Below are 19,128 nucleotides of genomic sequence, written 5' to 3' on the forward strand. Positions count from 1 at the left end.
TCGCCTCATGAGGGCGGGATCGGTCGGGAGGGTTGTCCGAGCGGCCGATGGACCTGGTCTTGAAAACCAGTGGGCAGCAATGTCCCGTGGGTTCGAATCCCACACCCTCCGCGAATATGGGTGCCGGGGGGCGAACCGTGAGGCAGCATCCCCGAGAGGAACCGAGTGACACAGGCGACAAAGCACGCTCGTCGTGGCCGCCGCACGGTGGCGCGCCACGGTGAACTGCGCTCTCCGGGTCCTGTCGGCTTCCTGCTGAAGGTCATCGGAATCGTCGCCGCCGTGCTCCTCGTGTCGGGCGCCGGTGTCGCCGCGTATGCCGCGACCGACGTGGTCGCCAGTTTCGCCGAAGGCGCCGTCGAACTCGAAGGGCAGGAGAGCGTCCCGCCCGACATCGGAGCCGTCGAGGGCGGTGTCGACCTCCTGCTGGTCGGCACGGACGAGTGCGAGCCCGAGTTCGCCGCCATCTTCGGCGACCGGTGCACCGGCGCTGACGCCGAAGGCCAGCTCAACGACGTCAACATGCTGGTGCACATCTCCGACAATCCGCGCCGCGTGACGGTCGTCTCGTTCCCGCGTGACCTCATGGTGCCGATCCCGTCCTGCACACGCGAGGACGGTTCGACGACCTCCGCGACGAGCAAGACGCAGATCAACGAGGCGTGGGGCTTTGGGGGCCTGTCATGCGTCGCGAAGACGATCAGCGACCTCAGCGGCCAGAACATCCCGTTCGCGGCGAAGGTGAGCTTCGGCAACGTCATCAACATCACGAACGCGATCGGCGGTGTCGACGTGTGCATCGGCAACGGCGGCATCAAGGACGTCTACACCGGCATCGACTGGCCGGCCGGTGAGCGCACCATCCAGGGCGTCGAAGCCCTGCAGTTCCTGCGCACGCGCCACGGTCTCACCGGCGGCAGTGATCTCTCGCGCATCTCGAACCAGCAGCAGTACATGTCGAGCCTCGCGCGCAAGCTCGTGAGCGACGAGGTGCTCTCGAACCCGGCGACGCTGTACAAGCTCGCCACCACAGCGGTCGACAACATCACCCCGAGCAAGTCGCTGACCAACCCGATGACGCTCGTGCAGATCGCGATGGCGGTCAAGGACGTGCCGTTCGAGGACATCGTCTTCGTGCAGTACCCCGTGCTCGAGGATCCGGCTGACTCGGACCGCGTCGTGCCGGACTACGAGAGCGCCGAGCAGCTGTGGGCCGCGCTCGCCGCGAACGAGCAGATCACGGTGACACGCCAATCCCAGGGCGTCATCGCCGACCCCACGCCCACGGAGTCGACACCCGTCGAGACGGCCCCCACGACCGAGGCCACGGATCCTGCCACCGCGCCGACGGAGACCCCTGTGACGCTCCCCGACAACATCCCGGGTCAGGATGCCGCCCAGCAGACCTGCTCCGCCGGAAACGTGAAGGCCAACGGCTGATGGCGCCGGCGAAGCGGCCCTCGGCAGAGGGTCGGGTCACCATCGCGCGCCACGGCACGCTGCCGTCGCGGCATCCACTCGTCTCGATCGTCGCGATGTTCGCGGTCGTGCTGGGCATCGCGGGCGCGAGCCTCACCGGCATCACCGCCTTCAACCTGTGGGATGCGACGCAGGCGATCGCCGACAACAGCGTCGTCCTCGACGACGAGAAGCCGCTGCCGCCCTCGCTCGGGGCGATCGAAGGCGGCGTCAACCTCCTGCTCGTCGGGACGGACTCGTGCGAAGGGCAGGACGTCTCGATCTTCCCGCGCTGCGCGAACGACGACTCGCCCGGTGAGCGCAACGACGTGACGATGCTCGTGCACATCTCGGACGAGCCGCGCCGCGTGACCGTCGTGTCGTTCCCGCGCGACATGCTCGTGCCGATCCCGTCGTGCAAGAAGTCCGACGGCAGCGGCAACATCTCGGCGATGTCGTCGCAGATGATCAACGCGTCGTACTGGTACGGCGGTCTCGGCTGCACGGTCGACACGGTCGAGGCCCTGATCGGCGACGACTTCAACATCGACTTCGCAGCTGCGATCCGGTGGACCGGTGTGATCAACATGTCGGACGCGATCGGCGGTGTCGACGTGTGCGTGGCGGGCGACATCAGCGACGTGCACACGGGCCTCAACCTGACCGCCGGCACGCATACGCTCAAGGGCGTCGAGGCGCTGCAGTTCCTGCGCATCCGCCACGGCATCGGCGACGGCTCCGACCTCGGCCGCATCTCCAACCAGCAGCAGTTCATGGGTTCGATGGTGCGCAAGCTCCAGTCCGACTCGGTGCTCGCGAATCCCGCGACGCTGCTCAACCTCGCGACGACGGCGATCAGCCAGGTGCAGCAGAAGCAGCTCGTGCTGAGCTCGGGACTCACCAACCCCACCCTCATGGTGCAGATCGCGATGGCCGTCAAGAACGTGCCGTACGAGGACATCGTGTTCGTCCAGTACCCGACGGTGTACTCCAGCGACGGGCTGCGCGTGCAGCCGCTCAAGGACGACGCCAAGGCGCTCTTCGACGCGATCAGGGCCAACCAGCCGCTGACGCTCACCGGCGACGCGAGCGGCGGCTACGCGGTCGAGGTGACCGGTGAGGCCACCCCGTCTGCGACGCCGGCACCCGGCGCCACCGACACGGGCGCGACGCCCGCCGCCGGCACCGACACCCCCGTGGCCCCGCCCGTCGAGGATCGCGTCGCCCTGCCCTCCGACATCACCGGCCAGACCGCCGCCGACACGACCTGCACGCTGCCGCAGAAGTGACGTGGTTCGGCGGATCGTCGCGGACCGGTTATGATTGCTGGGCGCATCCGGTTGCTCACGAGCACAGGATGCCTGGAGACGTCGCATAGTCAGGCCTAGTGCACCACCCTGCTAAGGTGGAGTCCTCGCAAGGGGACCGAGGGTTCAAATCCCTCCGTCTCCGCCAAGAAAATCCCTGATCAGAGCCAATTCGATCGCTTCGGAACCCTGTCCTGCGTAAGATCTGCGTACTTTTCTTTACGCAGAGCGCGGGATGAGTCAGTGTTCAGTCCCGAGTACGCCGTGTGTTTTCGCGGGTGTGCTGGGCCAGTGACCGAGGGATAGTCTCCCTCCTCCCGTGGAGCATTTGCCGGGCCGCCCGCGTGCATCTGTGCCTTCGGGCTAATCGGGCGATCGACCCGGGGAGGACCGCCCCGAGCTTGTTAGCGGTCAACTTTGCGCGGCTCTACGAACGAGTCTGGCGGCGTACGTGTGCCTCTACGCCCTCCTCGGCGACGGCTTCCTCACTCAGTCTGGCTCGGCGTATTGCGTCGGCCTTCGCGCGCAAGGTCCAGTGGTACGACTCACCCGCGTTGCGCTGTGCTGCCGGCCCACTCGCTCGGGCTTCTGCTGCTGCTTGCAGTGCCTCCTCCTCGTGGATGCCAGCTCGAGCTAGCGCTGTATTGCATGGTGCAGAGGCAGCCCGTAGATCAGAGCTTCACCCGCCGCTCTGTGAGGATAGTGCTCTCGTACCACCCCAAGCTCGCCGCGCTGAGTGGAACTGAAGGGCTCTTCGATGCCGCCGGCAGCGAAGAGGTGAACGTTGCGTCGTTGCTGAGCATCTGAGCTTGATGCTCCCCGATGCCCATTTCTCGCAGTCGGGTGAGTGCTGCGTCCGCAGAGATGTCAGGAGCGGAGGCAATCAAGCCATGCAGGACCATTTCGTCGTACAGATCGCGCAACGAAATGGCCGCACCATGTTGAGCGTTGAACGCTCTGGACGTGTGCGGCGATGCTGCGAGCGACCACACTTGCCTGGCGAGTTCGTCGACATCGATCACTGAGGCCCGCGCTGCGGGAGCGGGTACACCTTGCGCTGCCTGGACCAGGCTTGGCAAGAGCGGCAGAACGCGACGATCTCCCACGCCGACTACCAGATGCGGACGAATGACCAGGCCGCCCGCGTCGAGGATCCGGTCCTCGGCACGAGCCCGTGAGCGGCTCGTCACCGAGACCGGATCGCGAGGCGTTGTCTCGTCGGCATCGCTAAACGGGCCCGTCCCGTACACGCCGGTCGTGCTCACGTAGATGATGCGTTGAACGCCTGCAGCAAGCGATGCGGCCACAAGACTTCTGGTGCCGACGTCGTTCACCTCATTGGCGAGCTCCTGGTCATGACCGACGTAACTCGCACAATGGACGACAGTGTGAACGCCTTCGACCAGTTCGCGCAGCGTGATCCTGTCTCGCAGGTCGCCCACGATGAGTCGCGCATCGAAGTTCGACTGACCTTCTCTTACGAGAAGCCTGACTGGCTCACTGGAGGCGGCCCGAGCGACCGCGCTCCCGATGAAGCCCGTTGCCCCCGTGATGGCAAGCGATTCCGTCACCAGCGACTCCCGGAATGTTGTTCGTGGGTAAGCTTCGAGAAGCGGAAGGGGGGCTCGTGCAGCAGCGTGCGGCTGAGACTCGTCAAGCCATCATCGAGGCGGCTGCCGACCTTTTCGCGCGTGATGGGTATCGTGCGACGGGCCTGCGCGACATCGTGAACCGTGCCAGCGTTACCCAGGGCGCGTTCTACTTCCATTTCGACTCGAAGAACGACGTCGCCGAAGAGATTATTCGGCAGCAGCACGCGACCTCGATCGCTACGACACAAGCAGTCATGAGTTCGAACGAGTCGGGACTGATCTCGATCGTCAGGCTCTCCGACGCGCTCGCGGAGCAGGTGGTCAACGATGCCACGGTGCGCGCCGGCCTTCGTCTTAGCACCGAGAACGCTGACGAGTTGTCTGCGGCCGCAGTCCTGCCGTACCGCGATTGGCTTGCAGCAGCACGCGTGCTTTTGGAGCGAGCGCGTATGCGGGGTGAGTTGAGAGAAGGGCTTGACCTGGACACCGCCGCAGAGCTGGTTATCGGGGCTTTCAGTGGAACCCAATTCCTGTCGGCGATCCTCGGGGGGCCAGACCGGTTGCGGGACCGGCTTAACCGAATGTGGCGTGTCCTCTTCGTGGCTCTCACCGACGACGTGTCCCACCCAGTCTTCGACCAGCTCATTCCGGACCACGTGTACTGACCAGCACCTGCGCCTCGCAGACGATCGCGCGGTTCGCCCCGGACAGGGCGAGGAGAAGTCGTCGGCCGTCGGAGAGTGTCACCTCATCGTCCACGAGCTCGATGCACATGGGTTCGTCGAGTTCGACATAGCGGCTGAATTGGCCCTGGAAGCTGATTGCGGCTGGCTGGTGGGCGATGTCGTCGATGACGTAGCTGAGGCCGGCGAACATCACCATTCCCGGCACGTGGTCAACTTCGTGGTCGAAGAAGAAGCGATTCTGCGGGTTGAATTCCAACGTCCATGTTCGCTTGCCGGTCGGCTCAATCCTCACGGGCCAAGCGCCCAGGGTGCTGGCTTCGACTCGCGGCCGGACATGTCCTCTGATTCGTTCGTAGATCGCGGGGCTGACCACCTGCAGCTCTCCCCAGCCGCGACCGACGACGACGCCCTGTTGCCGGAACGCAACTTCTGAGCGCAGCGATCGGAGCACACCTCGCGGCGCGAGGACGTCCTGTGCCGTGACGGCAACCTCGATGAGGCCGGGGCGGAACAAGTCTCGTTGCTCAATGCTCATTCCACGCATGATGAATGCCCATCCGAGAGGCACCTGGTGTGCGACATGCGCGTAAGCGGTGGTGGCTTGGCGGAGAAGCTCGGCGTGAATCAGCCTGCCCCCATGTGGGGACCCGTCGTACTCGACGTGGGCCTCTGGGACTTCGGCGACGAAGTCCGCGCCTCCAAAGGAATACCGGTACTCCCTGAGCAAGGCCTCCCTCGCGTTCAGCTTGTGCGTTGCACCGGGGGGCACTGGAGTCCAGTGGCCCATCGTCGTGTACCCGCTCGTTGTAAGACTCATGTCGCTCTCCCCAGAAAAAGACCGTTTGCTATGCCGTCATGGTAAGCGGGACGCACTGCGATCGGCCCGCCGATTCGGAGTGCTGTGAATAAGTCAGATCACCGTTGTTTGCAAAACATAGCGCGTGCTATGTTCCGTCTACCCAACGGTGTTGCGGGGAACCGCCACCGCCACCCGGAGAACTAAGGAGTTCAAGTGACAAGAGCAGGAACTGCAAGCGAGATGGCTCGGGGAAAGAGTCGTGTAGCCAGGGCGATCATTGCCGCGTTGTTCGCCGTTGCGGTCGTTGCGGGTACGGCGGCGCCTGCATCGGCGGCGACTCTCGGTGCCCAAGCCACATCACACAGCGGTCAGTTCACGTGGATCTTCGCGACGTTCTCAACCAACTCGACCTATCTCTCGAGCGTGAAGATTCAGCACAGCGCGGAGAACAAGACGGTCTGCGAGAAGCAGGGCGAGGTCTGGGGCAACCGGATTCTGAACGGCGCGTCTACGACGTACAGCAAGGTGTTCGGCTACTCCGCGGCGTGCGGGTGGGCGCTGGGTGAAGTGGTCGGCAGCCCCAACGTTTACTGGCAGGGCGGTTCACCTGTCTACGGCCGCTTCTTCCATGACGGGGCCTGGGCGCCTGGCTATCCGTATGTGATTGCGTAAGGGCCCACCTGATCACGCAATGATCCGCTCGCCGCTCGGATATCCACCGAGCGGCGAGCACCAATCTCGGAGAAACCATGCAACAGCGCAGGAAAGCAATGATCACCGCCCTCTCGGCCATACTGGCCCTCTCCTTGGCGGGATGCGCCGAGACTGCTCCGGACCCCGCACCGCAAGAACTGGACCTGGAAGCTGTCCTTGCAGCTACCAGCGACTATCAGAAACCCTTGATTGCGGACGGCGTCGTAACCTCCGCTGAGTACGAGAAGGCCCTGCTGGCCAGGCGAGACTGCGTCGAAGCAGCGGGGGCGGTGCCCGGCGAGATCTACGAGATCGGCAACAACGAACTCACCTTCGACTACGAATACTCGTACTCGTCCGATGAGGACAAGCAGAACACCCAAGTCTTGGCCGACGCCTGTATCGGCGAGTACTTCCGCGAAGTCGGTGCCGTATGGGCGTATCAGCAGTTGCTCACCCCCGCTGAACGGGACAAGGAACAGCCCACCGTGCTTGCCTGCATGGATGGCGCCGGGCACGCGGACCTGTCCGAGGATGCGACTGCTGCCGACATGGTGGAAGCGATCATCGGCGACGACACGGTGTCCGATGCGGAGCAGCAGTGCCTGGACGAGCACCCTGGGTTCTTCGCGACGTGGACGAATGACCGGTTTACTCAAGATCACGTCGAATGAGCAAGAAGAAGCGGCGGGCACACTCGGGGTCGGACCACCTCGCGACGTTCCTAATCGCGCTCGTGTTCGTAGTCCCGATATCCGCGATGGTCGCGGCGGCCCTGTTCGTTCCGCGCACTGATGAACTCGTCATGCCGGCTGAGAAACCCTCGTACATGAGGATCCATAAGGCGGACTTCCTGGACTCGCGACCCGTGAACCTGCAATTGCATTGGGTGGACGGCACAGATTTGCTCGCGCCGGCATGGTCGGGGACCGTAACCGAGGTCGCGGTCGGGCCAGGGCAAGCGGTATCGACCGGTTCAAGGGTCCTGCGTGTCGATGGGGTGTGGCGAATCGCCGCGCACACAGACTGGCCGTTCTTTGGTCCCGTGTCGAAGGACTCCGCCCCCGGGGACGTCGCCGCGGTGAATGGACTGCTTGCATCGCTCGGCTACTCCTACTCGCAAGGCGGCTGGAACTCGGCGAGCCTGAAAGGGGTAAGGCAGCTCGCTGTGGACCTCGGTGTGGCGGGGGCAAGCCAGATTGGTGCGTTTGATCCCTCATGGGTGATTTGGATCCCGGCCGACAGCGTCACAGTCGCGGCTCCGCTCGTGTCACCTGGCTCCATTGCCCCAGCGGCGGGCCAACCCGTGCTGTCAACACCTCCGCGGCTGTCACTCGTCGAGGTCGCGACATCTGCACCTGAGGGCTTGCCCGAAGACCACGAGGGATGGATCCTGAGCCTCAAGGGACTGGCCGTCCCGTTCGACGGCGCGCGGATCGACGCGGTCGACACCCTTGCGTCGTTCGAGGGAGCGCTCGGTGCTACCGGCGTAGAAGAGGTTGAGGCACGCGTCGAGCGAAAGGAAGCCGTCGTCGGCTGGCAAGTCCCTACGTCTGCCGTTGTTGTGGACGCCGATGGCAACACCTGTCTCGCCAGACGTTCGAACGGAACCGAACCAGACGTCGTCCGCGTCGAGGTGCTCAGCGGGAGCGTGGGGACAGCGCGCGTCGACGGGCAGCTCAGCGCCACCGACGATGTCCTCGTCAATCCGGCATCTGTCGGGACGGCCCTGCAATGCAGCTGATTCTCCGCGATGTCACCTATCGTTACGAGGCCGCCGCGCCGTACCTGTTCCGCCCGCTATCGGCAACCTTCGAAGGCTCGACAATGACCGCAATCACCGGTCCGTCAGGGACCGGGAAGTCGACGTTACTCGACATCATCGGTGGAGTCCGCCGGCCAAGCACAGGGTCGGTAGCGCTTGCCAACGAAAAGGGCGCGTGGCGAAATCACAGTCAAGTGTGCGCCTGGGTACTCCAGAGCAACGTGTTGCTCTCGGGGCGTACCGTGCTGGATAACACCGCCCTTGGGGCCCTGGCCACGGGCTCTTCTGACACAGAGGCGACCGCAGCTGCACGCGAGGCTCTTGAGGAACTCGGTCTTGGTGACCGATGCGGGGAGATTGTCAACAACCTGTCTGGAGGGGAGAGGCAGCGAGTCACCATCGCTCGCTGTCTGATCTCGGCGAGCAGCGTGATCCTCGCCGATGAACCCTCCGGCAACCTCGACGCGGACAACACCACGTTGGTGACGCGCAGCCTCCGCGCTGCTGCCCGGGCCGGGAAGGTTGTAGTGGTCGCAACGCACGACCCCGAGGTCGCAGAGGCGTGCGATTCAACAATCTCGCTGCGAGGTGTCGCGCCGTGACGCGAAGTTCCATTGCATGGCGCGAGGCGTGGCGCACGACAGTTGCACACCCGTGGCGACTCCTCCTTGGAATGTGTCTCACCGCGGGGGCGATGGGGTCGGTCGCCGCGATCGAAGCGGCGACAGCGGCATCGGCGATGAGCGCTCTTGCCGCCGACGAGGCAAAGGGATCCAACGTATTCGTGATTCGCGATGAGGCCGGGCCTCTGGACGGACGGCAGTGCGAATCGCTCGGATCCTTGGCAGGCGTGCGTTCGGCTGGAGGGGTCTCGGTGCCCGTGGTGGACACTCTCGAACTCGCAGCAGTGTCCGTGCGGACGGTCTCGGGCACGACCGGCTACCTCCACATTCTTGGCTATCAACCCGGCCCCGATTCGCAAGCTCAGGCTGTCGCGGGGCCGTCACTCCGCGAAGAGTTGGGCGTGCTCGATGGCTCTCAGCTTGAGATCGGTGACGGCGGGACTTGGACGGTAGACGTGCTTCCGCAGAACGAACGAGCGAGCGACCGAAGCCGGTGGATCACGTATATCGACGTGGCCCCCTCTTCGGTGGGCGAATGCTGGATCGAGGTCGAGCGAGGGATGTCAGACGTGGTCAAGCAGGCCCTGCCTGCGGCGTTCTCGGGCGCGGAGAGGTTGCGGATGGAGACACTCGGGGCCGCCGAAGCAAGCGACACCGTCACCGAATCCTGGGCGACGCGACCAACTAGGTTCGGTTGGATCGGTGCTGCGTTTGTTGCGTGTATCGCCATTGGCAGTCTCCTGGTCACGCGACGCCCCGAGTACGCGCTCTACCGCCTTGTGGGAATCTCTCGTCGGTGGGTTTGGCTCGTTGCTGCGCTCGAAGGCGCGTTGATCGTAACTGCCGGGCTGGCACTGTCGCTGCTGATTCAGGGCGTTCTGCGGACTCAGATTCCTTTGTCCTACCAGAATGTCTCCGCGTCGGCCGGACTGACATCACTGCTCCTGAGTGCGTCGGCCGCGTATCTGATGACCACGAGCCTCGCATGCTTGGTGACCGCAGGTAATGTCGCGCACGTCATCCGGACGCGTAAGTAGCGTGGCGGCTGACGCTTTCAAACTCGTTATGCATGTGCTCTTACTGTCGAAAGGCTGGCGTGATGCCAATGGACGTTCCAGGAACCTACTTTCTGCTGTGGCTCCCGTCGATTGCGGTCGTGGTACTAGGGGTGCTGGGGGTATACATCGCCGTGCGGCTGGCAGTCCTGCACGCGTTGAAGGCTCACACGCGCTGGGTTGACCGCGGCAAGCCCGGGACTGCTGCGCGGCTAGGTGACAGTTCATAGTCACGCAGCCAGACCAGCTGGTGTGTTCCCGATGGCTTCGAACTCGACCGGGTCAACGGTCCTTCCGGAGCTGTCGGGGTTGTCACTTGTAGGTTCGTTCGATCGCGCAGCGCGACAGGATTGTCTCCGCGATTGCTCGCGGCGCCGGCGTTCTGCGGGAGCCCTGAGGCGAGCCCGTAGACGGACCGGCATGCGCGCGCCCCGTTGCGGAGTTCCACGTGGCCGAGCAGAGTGTCAGCCGTGCGATATTCAGCCCCGGCGATCGTCCTTGGTCTCGCTTCAGCGGGGTTCCTCGCTGCGATCTGGCTCGGTGTAGCGGCGCTCGCCAACGGAAGAACGGGGCCAGCACTTCTGCTCGCTGTCGCTTTGGGGATCGCCTCGCTTGTCGTGGCTGCCTTGGCTGTCGGCCGGATACGCAGGACGCGTTCGATCACACCGGAGGCGATCATCGCGCCACCTGACGAGTCCAGGTAGTCAACCTCCCGCTCGGTCATCGACCGGCCTGCGTACGCGGAACTCGCCTCGACCGAGGGCCGCTGCGGGTCACAGATGAGCGCGAGCTTGCGCCCACACGAGCTCGAAGGTGGCCTCGTTGACGACTTCAACGGCGAACTGCGGGTCCACCGCGATCTCCTCAGGAGAGGGCATAGGTGCCTGGCCGAGCATGGTGCTGCCCGTCGCATGGTCGGCGTCCGCCCAAGCCAGTCGCCCGTCGGCGTACTCGTCGACCTTCCGCACCTCCCATCCATCGACCACGTGGGACCACAGCAGGACCGGCTCGTCAGGATCGCCAGATGTCCAACCCACCCGCAGGTAATGAGTGCTACTCACAACTCGATCCATTCCGAGGTGTCTGTCGCCAGGTTGCAAGCAGAGCGCACTCACCCTGCCTCGACGTACTCTCTGATCATGAGCAGCGCAGGATTCAAGCCGGGCGACGACGTCTTCACACCCCTTGCGCGCGGTACGGTCATCGACGTCCGCGCAACCCCCGCGGGAAAGTGGGTGTTCGGAATCGAGGACACCAACGGTGCGGTGAGCTACTTCACCGAGCGCGCCCTCAAGCACGCGCAAAGCTGAGGGACAATCGGGACAATGGCCGAGAACAAGACGCAGCCGACGGATGCCGACGTCCAGGCTTTCCTCGCCGCGGCGACGCCAGCACGTAGGCGCGACGACGGGCTTGCGCTCGCGGACCTGTTTCGCGAGGTGACCGGCACCGACCCCGTGATGTGGGGGCCGTCGATCGTCGGGTACGGCAGTTACCGATACGTTTCACGGGCAGATCCCAGAACCCGGGGCGACTGGCCCAAGACCGGGTTCGCGCCGCGAAAGTCCGCCCTCTCCCTGTACGGGCTCAAGGATCTCCCCGAGGGGGCCGCACTGCTGCCCGAGCTCGGCCGCTACACCGAGGGTGCTGGCTGCGTCTACGTCCGCAAACTCGACGATGTCGACCTCGACGTGCTCCGGCGACTCGTCGCCATCGCCTGGGCGCGCGGCGACGACGAGCCCGCCGGCTAGAACAGCTCGGGGCGCTCGCAGGCACTGCGCCTCAAGGGGATCTCAATCGCGCGGCTGAGACCAGCACGCCTCGAACCCCTCCCGCGCACTGCCCCGCATCAGGATCGAGGTCGGAACCCCGCTGTCGCGCTCGAAGTCAGCCTTTCCTTCCCGCCGACACCCCGACAACCTTCTTCATTTTGGCGACGTGACGACAGTGGTTGTCAAAGCACGCATCGCTGGCTAGATTCGCTATCCCGAGGGAAGGACACAGACTATGAGCCGCGATCGCTGAGATACCCAAGCGAGCCCTCGCCCGACCTTGTCGAGCGGGGGCTTCGTCGATCAAGTAGCAACCCCGCGGCGTGCGCGTATCGAGCGTGTGGCCCGCACGTGACCACCGTCATCCGGGCAGCGCCCGCAGATGGATCCCAATAGGGTATTGGCCGGCCTTAGCCGCCCGTGAATGCCACCGTCGCGATCTCGGATCCCGCTTCCGTGCAGGACTGCATGACCGCGGACCACTGCTGATCCAAGTCGTCCGATCCGATCACGCCGCGGCCATACGCCGCGAGCGCCACGGGCGGAACGGCCGACTGGAGCGCGGACACAGAGTCGCTCACGGGCCCCTCGCCACGGGTGGGTACACGGCTGAGCACGATTGTCGCGAGCCGGTACCAGCCGCCTTGCTCTTGCGTATCCATGCGCCCTTCGCTAACCGCGACATCGGCATTGAATCGGATTGACATGACGTCACCGATCGCCGAACATGTCTCGGCATCCGTCACAGCACTGGATCCGGGGGTTGGCGCTGCGGCGGGGATCGCACTTCGCTCCGGGGTCGGATTGGCAGCCCCGTCCGGCGCTGTGTCACTGCCGGATGATGCACAGCCCGCCAGCGTCAGCGCCCCCGTCAACACGACAGATCCGATCAGAGTCCGCACAGTTCTCAAGACGCACTGCTCCTTGTCATTCGACTTCCCCGCGTTCTCCAGGTGCTGTGACTCCGTCGGCGAAGCATCCGGAGGATTGGTAACCAATCTCCGCGACTCTCGACGGATAGTAGCAATCCGGCTCACCCGGATAGCCAAACCAAGGCGTGTGTGGATAAGTCAGCTGCGAGCGCAGCGAATGACACCCTGAAGCACGACTCTGCCCTGGTGAATGACCGCAGTGCCCGCAAGGGGACCGCGAAACGCGCAGCCCCTCAAGCGCGAGTCGTGTTCCTGGCGACGAACCAGAGGACGCCCGTGACTACGAGAGCCGGGATCAGCAGCACTGCGCAGATGACCGCGAGGTGGAAGCTTCCGATCACCGCGGCGACACCCCCAACCGCCACGACTACTGCGGCAATGATCAAGGCGACAGACCACATCGTCCGTCGCTCATTCGATGAGCGTGTCATGACCGACACCATAGCGGCAGCGGCACGATGCCCGACCGGAAATCGTGCGCGGGACGTCACGGCGGCGCGGCTGTAACCGTCCCGCGCATCCTCCGGATCCGCATGTAGTTCTCCACAACTGGCAGCTTGCCGCCGAGCCGGTAGTGATAATGGCGTAGTCCGACCCAGAGACCGCACGCTGTGACGGCCGTCGTACGGGCTTATGGCCCGCTCAACCCTGAGCATGCCATCCACATCCTCGAGAGGACACCGTGTGTCTGTAAGCGCGGCCCAATCGTCAGCGTTCTTCACGGAGGTACCGCTGCACGGCGAAGTCTTCGCTATCCGTGACGACGGTGGTTTTCCCGCACCGAAGAACAGGTCTGGCGCGCGTGCGATGCCCTTCTGGTCGAGGGAGAGTCGCGCTCGGAAGATCATCGAGAACGTCTCCGCATACCAACATTTCATCCCGGTACGCCTGACACTCGCCGAGTTCCGCGACAAGTGGATCCCGGATCTCTCGCAGGATGGTCTTCAGATCGGAGCGAACTGGTCCGGACTTGGCGCGACCGGATATGACTTCACACCGGCCGAGGTCCTCGCCGGCCTCGATGCTCGGCTTCACTCACGATCGAGCGGCGCCGGCACGCTTGCACCCAACAACCCGCCCGTGCGCTGAGGGACCTGCTACCGAGCGCTTGAACACCGCCGTGTCATACGCCCCCGCCAAGTTGGAGGGGTGAAGACCGACGGCGGAGTGTTCGAACGATTCGAGCGAACCGACCCCGCTCCCGCTGCGCATTCGGAGAGCTCGGCCAGATTCCTCGACCGAGTCGCCGGCGCGTACTGGGACCAAGTTCGTGATCTTGTGGAGAGCTGGGCAGCTCGACTCCCGCACAACGCTCGACGCGATCTGGTCGCTCGGCTTCGATCCCCTCATGACCGGCAATCGGCCGCTGCATTCTGGGAGCTATATCTCCACGAGACGTTTCTCCGGGCTGGCTTCGACATCGAGATCCATCCAGAGGTCGCGGGCCCTCGGCCGCCCGACTTTCGTGTGACTCGCGGCGACGAGCGATACTACGTGGAGGCAACCTGCATCTTTGGTTCGGATGCCGACACTGGCGCCACAGCACGGCGACAGACGCTATACGACATCGTGGAGAGTATCCACTGTCCGAACTTTTTCCTTTCGATTGATGTCGAGGAGATCGGGCCTACTGCGCCAGCGACGCAACGATTGAGGCGTGATCTCGAGGCATGGCTTGCAGGCCTCGACCCCGACAACACCGAGATTCGGCTCGGGCGTGAGCTGGACGGTGATCACCTGCTCTGGCAGTCGCACGGCTGGCGCGTCTGGTTTCGCCCCTTGCCCGTTCGAGCCGAGGCTCGCGGCGCTCCCGATCATCGAGTGCTGGGGGTGTTCGGTTCCGGCGAAGCGCAGTGGCTTGATGACGCCTCCCAGCTACGTCGAACCATTCGCGCCAAGGGCAACGCGTACGGCCCGCTGGACGCACCGCTCGCCGTCGCGGTGATGATCGGCACCCCGTTCCACGACGATCAAGACACGATCAGCGCGTTGTTCGGAACATGGAAGATCCAGTACACGATTGGCGAGCCCGGGAGCGCCCGTTCGATCCGTGAACGCGATGGGTACTGGGGCTCTCCAGATGACTGGAAGCACACGCATGTCAGCGGGGTGCTTATCGCACACAATGTGGCTCCGTGGCGCGTAGCCGCAGAAGTCCCCGAGATGTGGCTTCACCCGCATGCCACAGCCGTTATCGATCCATTGCGCATTTGGCGGCGCGCATCACTCCGTGATGGGACGATCACGCACGATGAGCCAAGTATCTCGGCCGGCGAGTTCTTTGGCGTCGGCGCGACGTGGCCATCGGGTGAGGCGTTTCCACGACGCAACTGATGAGGCCCGTCGGAGTCCACGGCGGACCAGCCCATGTCGGCGCTCTCCCATACCCTTCTGAGTGTGATGACTTTCGGGGGACGGACTCCGACGTACTCGGACTTCGTGCAGGCGGTGCGGGCGTACGCACCGAGTCACCTCGTAGAGTATCTCGCGCGATATTGCGCGAAGCGGGGCGGCTGGGATGTACAGCTTCGGCGAGGAATGCGCCCACCCTGGATTGCCGCAGCGATGGTCCGAGACTGCATCGTCGCAAGTCATGAAGGGCGTGCCGGTCAACTTTCCGAACGCAAGCTGGCACGGCTGTTCAACCTATTCAACGAGACCCACGACGTCCATGGCGACGACATCCAATCCCTTCTCACGCCGATTCTGTACGAGCAGTTCCCGTACCAGCAGTCTCAGTACGAGGAGATCGTGCGATCGATCGCGCTCTTCGAAGACGCATACGACGGATCGCGGGAATGGCCCTGGGACGAGATCCTTGGGGCTCCGCTGGCTGACATTCTTACAATGTCGTTCATCATCCACACCGTCGTCATGCAATCCTCCGGACGGTTCGAACTCCGGCCGGAATTCGAGGAGGTCGTTGACGTACTTGGATACTCTCAGTCGCTACCCATCATGGTGGCGGGACTAACAAGGACGCTCGAAGAGATGAGAGTCGCAGCCACCTCGGTCTCACCCGGTGAAGTTGCGCACCGCCGCTTCTCATACAACCCGCTCATTCGCACACCTCTTGTCGATGTTGGCAGCGGAGTGTTTTCCCCGGTGCCGAGCCTGATCTACGGCGCCGTCTCGCCCAGCGTTCTTTACCACCGCGGGAGGGACGCGTGGGGCGACGAGTTCACCCGCGATCTCGGTAACCGGGTCCAGCAGTACGTCGGCAAGCAGATCGAACTCCTTTCGCCACACTTCACGATTGTCGGCGAGGTCACCTACGAGAAGGGGCAGCTCAGCGCCGACTGGTTCCTCGCAAGCGACGACCTGCTCGTCATCGTCGAATGCAAGGCGTCGCGTGCAACCTTGGGCACACAACTTGGCACCGCAGCGCTCGACGCCCAGTTCAAGAGGGACATTGGTAAGGCGAAGCAGCAGATCGAGAGGTCTGCCGCCATGATCGCTGCACGCCATCCCGAGTTCTCCCAGCTCGGCAACCCCCGCCAGATGATCGGCCTGATCATCACAGCCGAACCCTTCTACATCGTCGGAAACGACCACACTCGCGAGTTGGCCGAAGGCACCCCGACGTTGCTTGGCTCACTCCGCGATATCGAACATCTAGCAACGCTCACTGGCCCCGAAGCAGGACAGCAACTACAGGAGATTGTCGAAGACCCGGCGAAGCGCACCTGGCCCCTGGGGAATTCGCTCGACGTGCCGCCCAACCGGGAGGCACGGAATCCGATCCTCGAGTCCGTGTGGGAGCGGTCACCCCTCGCCGTCCCAGTCGCACGACGGCTCGCTGAGAGCCGCAGCGGCGAGAAGGATTGAGCCCGTCGAGTGGCGCACCGGTGACCGATCTGGCGATCGCTAGTATCGGCGCATGCCCGAAGCTGCATTGCCGAAGTTCTCGACGCTTCACTTTGGTCATCTCGACGCCACACAAGAGGCTGCAGACTCCCCGGAGCTGCTGCGGGATGGCTATTACGACTACCGACAGGCAGTGCAGGGGATACTCGAGGGCACGGCATGGCTAGTTCTTGGCCCGAAGGGCTCGGGAAAGTCGGCCGTCTTGGAGAACATACGACTCAATTGGGAACCCCGCTGGAACAGGTTCTTCACCTACTGGAATCTGGCCGGATTCCCCGTTAACGACGTGACCCGGATCGCAACGGGGCAAACCCCCGGTGGCGCACGCGCTCAGGCCGCGTGGGAGTTCGTGCTACTTCTCCGAGTTCTCGAGACGCTCGACGCCGACGAAGGCCTTCTCGCACCCGGGACATTCGGAGCGATGGTGAAGGCGCTGCGTGCGAGCGGATACCTCAACACCAACTGGACGGCGAATGTTGCGCGCTGGTCGAGCACCAGGTTGAAGTTCGACGCGAAAGTGATCGGCGCTGAGACGCAGTTTGATGCAGCGTCGATCACGCCGCTCGACGTCAGCCACTACATCCGGGAGCAGATCGCGACGACGGGCACCGACAGTAGACACATCATCGCAATCGACGGACTCGACTCGTTCTTCTTCGAACTAGAAGACGAGTGGGCCTCGCTTGCAGGGCTGATGCAAGCGGTGTGGACAATCAACCGAGAACTCAAGGAGTCTGGACTCCCTGTTTCGATTGTCGTGGCCGCGCGCTCAGACATTGTGGATCTCCTGCCAGGCCCTGAGATCAATAAGCTGAAGCCCCACGCTGTCCACCTCGATTGGCACGCTCACGGAATCGGTGCAGACAACCACTTGTGGAAACTTGTGACTCGGAAAGCTGCCGTTGCTAAGCCTGAAGTCACAAGCGTCATCGGTCAGTATCTGAGCAGACCGGTCGTCATTGGGCCACACCGCAACCTCGCTGAGTTCTTGCTGGACCACACCCGATTGCTACCGCGCGACCTTGTTGCTCTGCTCGGGCACCTGCAGCTCGAGTACGGCGGCAACGGACGAGTCCCTGAGGAAAACGCGAAGCGAGCCGTCCGTAACTATTGCGAGCAGTACTTCGTGGGAGAGATCTTCGACAACCTTGCTGGCGTGCTCCCCGCCGGCAACGCGCGACAGGTGGCTAGCTTTAAGGACGCCCTGCGCACCGCCCCTACCCGACTCTTCAACTTCCAGTACATGACCGAGGAACTCAAGGGTGAGCTCGATCCAACTGAGATCAAGAGCCTCTTGAAGCAAATGTTCGAGACCGGCGGAATCGGCATCAAGAACGGACAGCACACCGACTTTGTCTTTCGGCGCACGGCCGGTGCCGGCTTCACTACTCGCTACGAGTTCATGCTCCACGATGCACTCACGCGAGCTTGGAATCGTCCCTGGAACTGACGAGACCACCCGCCCAGAATCTCGCCGCGCCGCTGCCACGCTCGCTACAGACCACAGCCCGAGCAGGGACCTCACCGCGCACTGCCCGCAAAGGGATGATCTCCGCACGGCGCCAATCAACTCCCGTGGTGTGCTGTTGTTGCTAACCAGTTTCCTGTGGTTGAGAGTCAGGCGGCGCGTACAGCTCCGGCGGGCGAGTCCCCAGGCTGAAAGTCGCGACCGTTGAATGAGGGCAGCTAGGGGCGCATCTCGACAGGTATTGCGAATTGCTGCTGGAGTGTGCGGAAGTCGCCCTCGTCGATGTCCGCGCCGACGTCGGCGAACTCAACTACGAGGGCATCGCGGTGCTCAACGAGCGCAGCGGCAGCCGCAGCGTCGCCGCGTGCGGCGGCGTCAGCGGTCGCACAGAGCCAGTCGTACACGACCGTCCGCGGCGCGCTCTCCACGCTGGCGATCCGGTCCGTAGGAGTGGGCCACGTGTAGCCAGTCGGCAATGGACGTCCCCACGCGGCGACGGCGGCATCGTAGGCGGCGACGAGTGCGGCGGAGCGCTCAGCCCAGTCTTCCTTGGTCGGGCGCAGCACGAGGACATCGCCAGGCTGGATCACCTTCGGGCCGTTGCGGCCGTTGTAGCTCGCCAGGGAGAGGAAGTCGATGCAGAAGCGGTTACCGATCGACTCGCCGGCCTCGCCGGGCTGCACAGTGTAGGTTGCGATCTGTCCTTCGGCGTCGTAGCCGACCTGCCCGTCGGCGAGTTCCGTCGGGCCGTTGTCGACCAGCGTGCCGACTAGCGCTGGGAACTCGCGCTGCACCCAAGGAATGTGGGCGCGGGAGGCGCACAGTGCTCCGTCAGCGACGGCCGCGGACTCCGGCTCGGCGGCCACGACGCTCGTCTTGTTCTTCGTGCTCTTGGCGTCGATCGAGTCACCAGCCGCGGTTGCGTCCGGTGCGAAGCCGATGCCCGGCGTGATGGCTGCTGCGGCGAAACCGATCCCCACGACGACTGCGCTGGCGACGACGGCCGTGGTGACCTTGGCTGCTCGGTTCATGCTCGTGAATCTAGCGGGTACGCCGGATTGACCACACGATGAGGCCCCTCAGCGGGCGGTGCCCGTTTACGGACCGTCGG

General features: G+C 64.0%; 19 protein-coding genes and 2 tRNA genes. 16 read left to right on the forward strand and 5 right to left on the reverse strand.

The window, feature by feature from the left end:
* Window positions 1–26: 26 nt before the first annotated feature.
* From ACFWJ8_RS17010 to ACFWJ8_RS17025, 4 genes are all read left to right on the forward strand, one after another.
* Window positions 27–111: transfer RNA gene (locus ACFWJ8_RS17010), tRNA-Ser, on the forward strand.
* A 54-nt stretch (window positions 112–165) separates the two neighbouring features.
* Window positions 166–1,440, forward strand: coding sequence for an LCP family protein (locus tag ACFWJ8_RS17015; RefSeq protein ID WP_378813754.1), 1,275 nt, complete (start codon window positions 166–168; stop codon window positions 1,438–1,440).
* A complete protein-coding gene (locus ACFWJ8_RS17020) occupies window positions 1,440–2,747 on the forward strand; it encodes an LCP family protein (protein ID WP_378813755.1) in 1,308 nt (435 codons plus the stop codon). Before ACFWJ8_RS17015 ends, ACFWJ8_RS17020 begins: the two co-directional genes overlap by 1 nt.
* 74 nt (window positions 2,748–2,821) lie before the next feature.
* Window positions 2,822–2,913: transfer RNA gene (locus ACFWJ8_RS17025), tRNA-Ser, on the forward strand.
* Between the two features lie 523 nt (window positions 2,914–3,436).
* Here the strand turns inward: ACFWJ8_RS17025 and ACFWJ8_RS17030 are convergent.
* The gene (locus ACFWJ8_RS17030) at window positions 3,437–4,336 is read right to left on the reverse strand and encodes an NAD-dependent epimerase/dehydratase family protein (RefSeq protein WP_378813757.1); all 900 of its coding nucleotides are present in this window, start codon (window positions 4,334–4,336) and stop codon (window positions 3,437–3,439) included.
* A gap of 56 nt (window positions 4,337–4,392) precedes the next feature.
* Between ACFWJ8_RS17030 and ACFWJ8_RS17035 the strand changes: the two genes are divergently transcribed.
* Complete coding sequence (locus ACFWJ8_RS17035) at window positions 4,393–5,022, forward strand: ScbR family autoregulator-binding transcription factor (RefSeq protein WP_378813759.1); 630 nt, start codon at window positions 4,393–4,395, stop codon at window positions 5,020–5,022.
* On the opposite strand, the gene ACFWJ8_RS17040 is transcribed toward ACFWJ8_RS17035, so the two are convergent.
* Window positions 5,000–5,860 carry an AfsA-related hotdog domain-containing protein gene (locus tag ACFWJ8_RS17040; RefSeq protein ID WP_378813761.1) on the reverse strand — a complete coding sequence of 287 codons (861 nt, stop codon included), beginning with the start codon at window positions 5,858–5,860 and terminating at the stop codon, window positions 5,000–5,002. The genes ACFWJ8_RS17035 and ACFWJ8_RS17040 overlap by 23 nt on opposite strands.
* A gap of 195 nt (window positions 5,861–6,055) precedes the next feature.
* Between ACFWJ8_RS17040 and ACFWJ8_RS17045 the strand changes: the two genes are divergently transcribed.
* The 5 genes from ACFWJ8_RS17045 (at window position 6,056) to ACFWJ8_RS17065 (ending at window position 9,960) form a co-directional block, all read left to right on the forward strand.
* Window positions 6,056–6,514, forward strand: coding sequence for a hypothetical protein (locus tag ACFWJ8_RS17045; RefSeq protein ID WP_378813763.1), 459 nt, complete (start codon window positions 6,056–6,058; stop codon window positions 6,512–6,514).
* Between the two features lie 98 nt (window positions 6,515–6,612).
* Complete coding sequence (locus ACFWJ8_RS17050; RefSeq protein WP_378813765.1) at window positions 6,613–7,209, forward strand: hypothetical protein; 597 nt, start codon at window positions 6,613–6,615, stop codon at window positions 7,207–7,209.
* Window positions 7,206–8,279, forward strand: a complete 1,074-nt coding sequence (locus ACFWJ8_RS17055) for a hypothetical protein (RefSeq protein WP_378813767.1) — start codon at window positions 7,206–7,208, stop codon at window positions 8,277–8,279. Before ACFWJ8_RS17050 ends, ACFWJ8_RS17055 begins: the two co-directional genes overlap by 4 nt.
* Entirely contained in the window at window positions 8,270–8,902 is a 633-nt protein-coding gene (locus ACFWJ8_RS17060) for an ABC transporter ATP-binding protein (protein WP_378813769.1), read from the forward strand. Before ACFWJ8_RS17055 ends, ACFWJ8_RS17060 begins: the two co-directional genes overlap by 10 nt.
* Complete coding sequence (locus ACFWJ8_RS17065) at window positions 8,899–9,960, forward strand: hypothetical protein (RefSeq protein ID WP_378813771.1); 1,062 nt, start codon at window positions 8,899–8,901, stop codon at window positions 9,958–9,960. Before ACFWJ8_RS17060 ends, ACFWJ8_RS17065 begins: the two co-directional genes overlap by 4 nt.
* A 791-nt stretch (window positions 9,961–10,751) precedes the next feature.
* On the opposite strand, the gene ACFWJ8_RS17070 is transcribed toward ACFWJ8_RS17065, so the two are convergent.
* The gene (locus ACFWJ8_RS17070; protein ID WP_378813773.1) at window positions 10,752–11,039 is read right to left on the reverse strand and encodes a DUF6881 domain-containing protein; all 288 of its coding nucleotides are present in this window, start codon (window positions 11,037–11,039) and stop codon (window positions 10,752–10,754) included.
* A gap of 78 nt (window positions 11,040–11,117) precedes the next feature.
* Here ACFWJ8_RS17070 and ACFWJ8_RS17075 point away from each other — a divergent pair, with 78 nt between their 5' ends.
* Together ACFWJ8_RS17075 and ACFWJ8_RS17080 are read left to right on the forward strand one after the other, a co-directional pair.
* A complete protein-coding gene (locus ACFWJ8_RS17075; protein WP_378813775.1) occupies window positions 11,118–11,288 on the forward strand; it encodes a hypothetical protein in 171 nt (56 codons plus the stop codon).
* A gap of 15 nt (window positions 11,289–11,303) precedes the next feature.
* Complete coding sequence (locus ACFWJ8_RS17080) at window positions 11,304–11,729, forward strand: DUF1801 domain-containing protein (RefSeq protein ID WP_378813777.1); 426 nt, start codon at window positions 11,304–11,306, stop codon at window positions 11,727–11,729.
* 431 nt (window positions 11,730–12,160) lie between these two features.
* On the opposite strand, the gene ACFWJ8_RS17085 is transcribed toward ACFWJ8_RS17080, so the two are convergent.
* Entirely contained in the window at window positions 12,161–12,496 is a 336-nt protein-coding gene (locus ACFWJ8_RS17085) for a hypothetical protein (protein WP_378813779.1), read from the reverse strand.
* 870 nt (window positions 12,497–13,366) lie between these two features.
* Here ACFWJ8_RS17085 and ACFWJ8_RS17090 point away from each other — a divergent pair.
* The 4 genes from ACFWJ8_RS17090 to ACFWJ8_RS17105 all read left to right on the forward strand — a co-directional run bounded on the left by ACFWJ8_RS17090 (window position 13,367) and on the right by ACFWJ8_RS17105 (window position 17,999).
* Window positions 13,367–13,771, forward strand: coding sequence for a DUF2750 domain-containing protein (locus ACFWJ8_RS17090; RefSeq protein ID WP_378813781.1), 405 nt, complete (start codon window positions 13,367–13,369; stop codon window positions 13,769–13,771).
* 60 nt (window positions 13,772–13,831) lie between these two features.
* Window positions 13,832–15,016: a hypothetical protein gene (locus ACFWJ8_RS17095; protein WP_378813783.1), complete on the forward strand. Its 1,185-nt coding sequence runs from the start codon at window positions 13,832–13,834 to the stop codon at window positions 15,014–15,016.
* Between the two features lie 204 nt (window positions 15,017–15,220).
* Window positions 15,221–16,510, forward strand: coding sequence for a hypothetical protein (locus ACFWJ8_RS17100; protein WP_378813785.1), 1,290 nt, complete (start codon window positions 15,221–15,223; stop codon window positions 16,508–16,510).
* 52 nt (window positions 16,511–16,562) lie between these two features.
* The gene (locus ACFWJ8_RS17105; protein WP_378813787.1) at window positions 16,563–17,999 is read left to right on the forward strand and encodes a P-loop ATPase, Sll1717 family; all 1,437 of its coding nucleotides are present in this window, start codon (window positions 16,563–16,565) and stop codon (window positions 17,997–17,999) included.
* 236 nt (window positions 18,000–18,235) lie between these two features.
* Here the strand turns inward: ACFWJ8_RS17105 and ACFWJ8_RS17110 are convergent, their stop codons facing one another.
* Window positions 18,236–19,048 (reverse strand): LysM peptidoglycan-binding domain-containing protein, encoded by an 813-nt coding sequence (locus ACFWJ8_RS17110; protein WP_378813789.1) that lies wholly within the window; start codon window positions 19,046–19,048, stop codon window positions 18,236–18,238.
* Between the last annotated feature and the right edge of the window lie 80 nt (window positions 19,049–19,128).

This window comes from Microbacterium sp. NPDC058389, assembly GCF_042722305.1.
GTDB lineage: Bacteria > Actinomycetota > Actinomycetes > Actinomycetales > Microbacteriaceae > Microbacterium.

Bases quoted from the DNA above. Each gene is read 5' to 3' on its own strand.
- ACFWJ8_RS17100 (WP_378813785.1), top strand. From the start codon at position 15,221: ATGCGCCCACCCTGGATTGCCGCAGCGATGGTCCGAGACTGCATCGTC.
- ACFWJ8_RS17020 (WP_378813755.1), top strand. From the start codon at position 1,440: ATGGCGCCGGCGAAGCGGCCCTCGGCAGAGGGTCGGGTCACCATCGCG.
- ACFWJ8_RS17080 (WP_378813777.1), top strand. From the start codon at position 11,304: ATGGCCGAGAACAAGACGCAGCCGACGGATGCCGACGTCCAGGCTTTC.
- ACFWJ8_RS17110 (WP_378813789.1), bottom strand. From the start codon at position 19,048: ATGAACCGAGCAGCCAAGGTCACCACGGCCGTCGTCGCCAGCGCAGTC.
- ACFWJ8_RS17105 (WP_378813787.1), top strand. From the start codon at position 16,563: ATGCCCGAAGCTGCATTGCCGAAGTTCTCGACGCTTCACTTTGGTCAT.
- ACFWJ8_RS17050 (WP_378813765.1), top strand. From the start codon at position 6,613: ATGATCACCGCCCTCTCGGCCATACTGGCCCTCTCCTTGGCGGGATGC.
- ACFWJ8_RS17040 (WP_378813761.1), bottom strand. From the start codon at position 5,860: ATGAGTCTTACAACGAGCGGGTACACGACGATGGGCCACTGGACTCCA.
- ACFWJ8_RS17060 (WP_378813769.1), top strand. From the start codon at position 8,270: ATGCAGCTGATTCTCCGCGATGTCACCTATCGTTACGAGGCCGCCGCG.
- ACFWJ8_RS17075 (WP_378813775.1), top strand. From the start codon at position 11,118: ATGAGCAGCGCAGGATTCAAGCCGGGCGACGACGTCTTCACACCCCTT.
- ACFWJ8_RS17055 (WP_378813767.1), top strand. From the start codon at position 7,206: ATGAGCAAGAAGAAGCGGCGGGCACACTCGGGGTCGGACCACCTCGCG.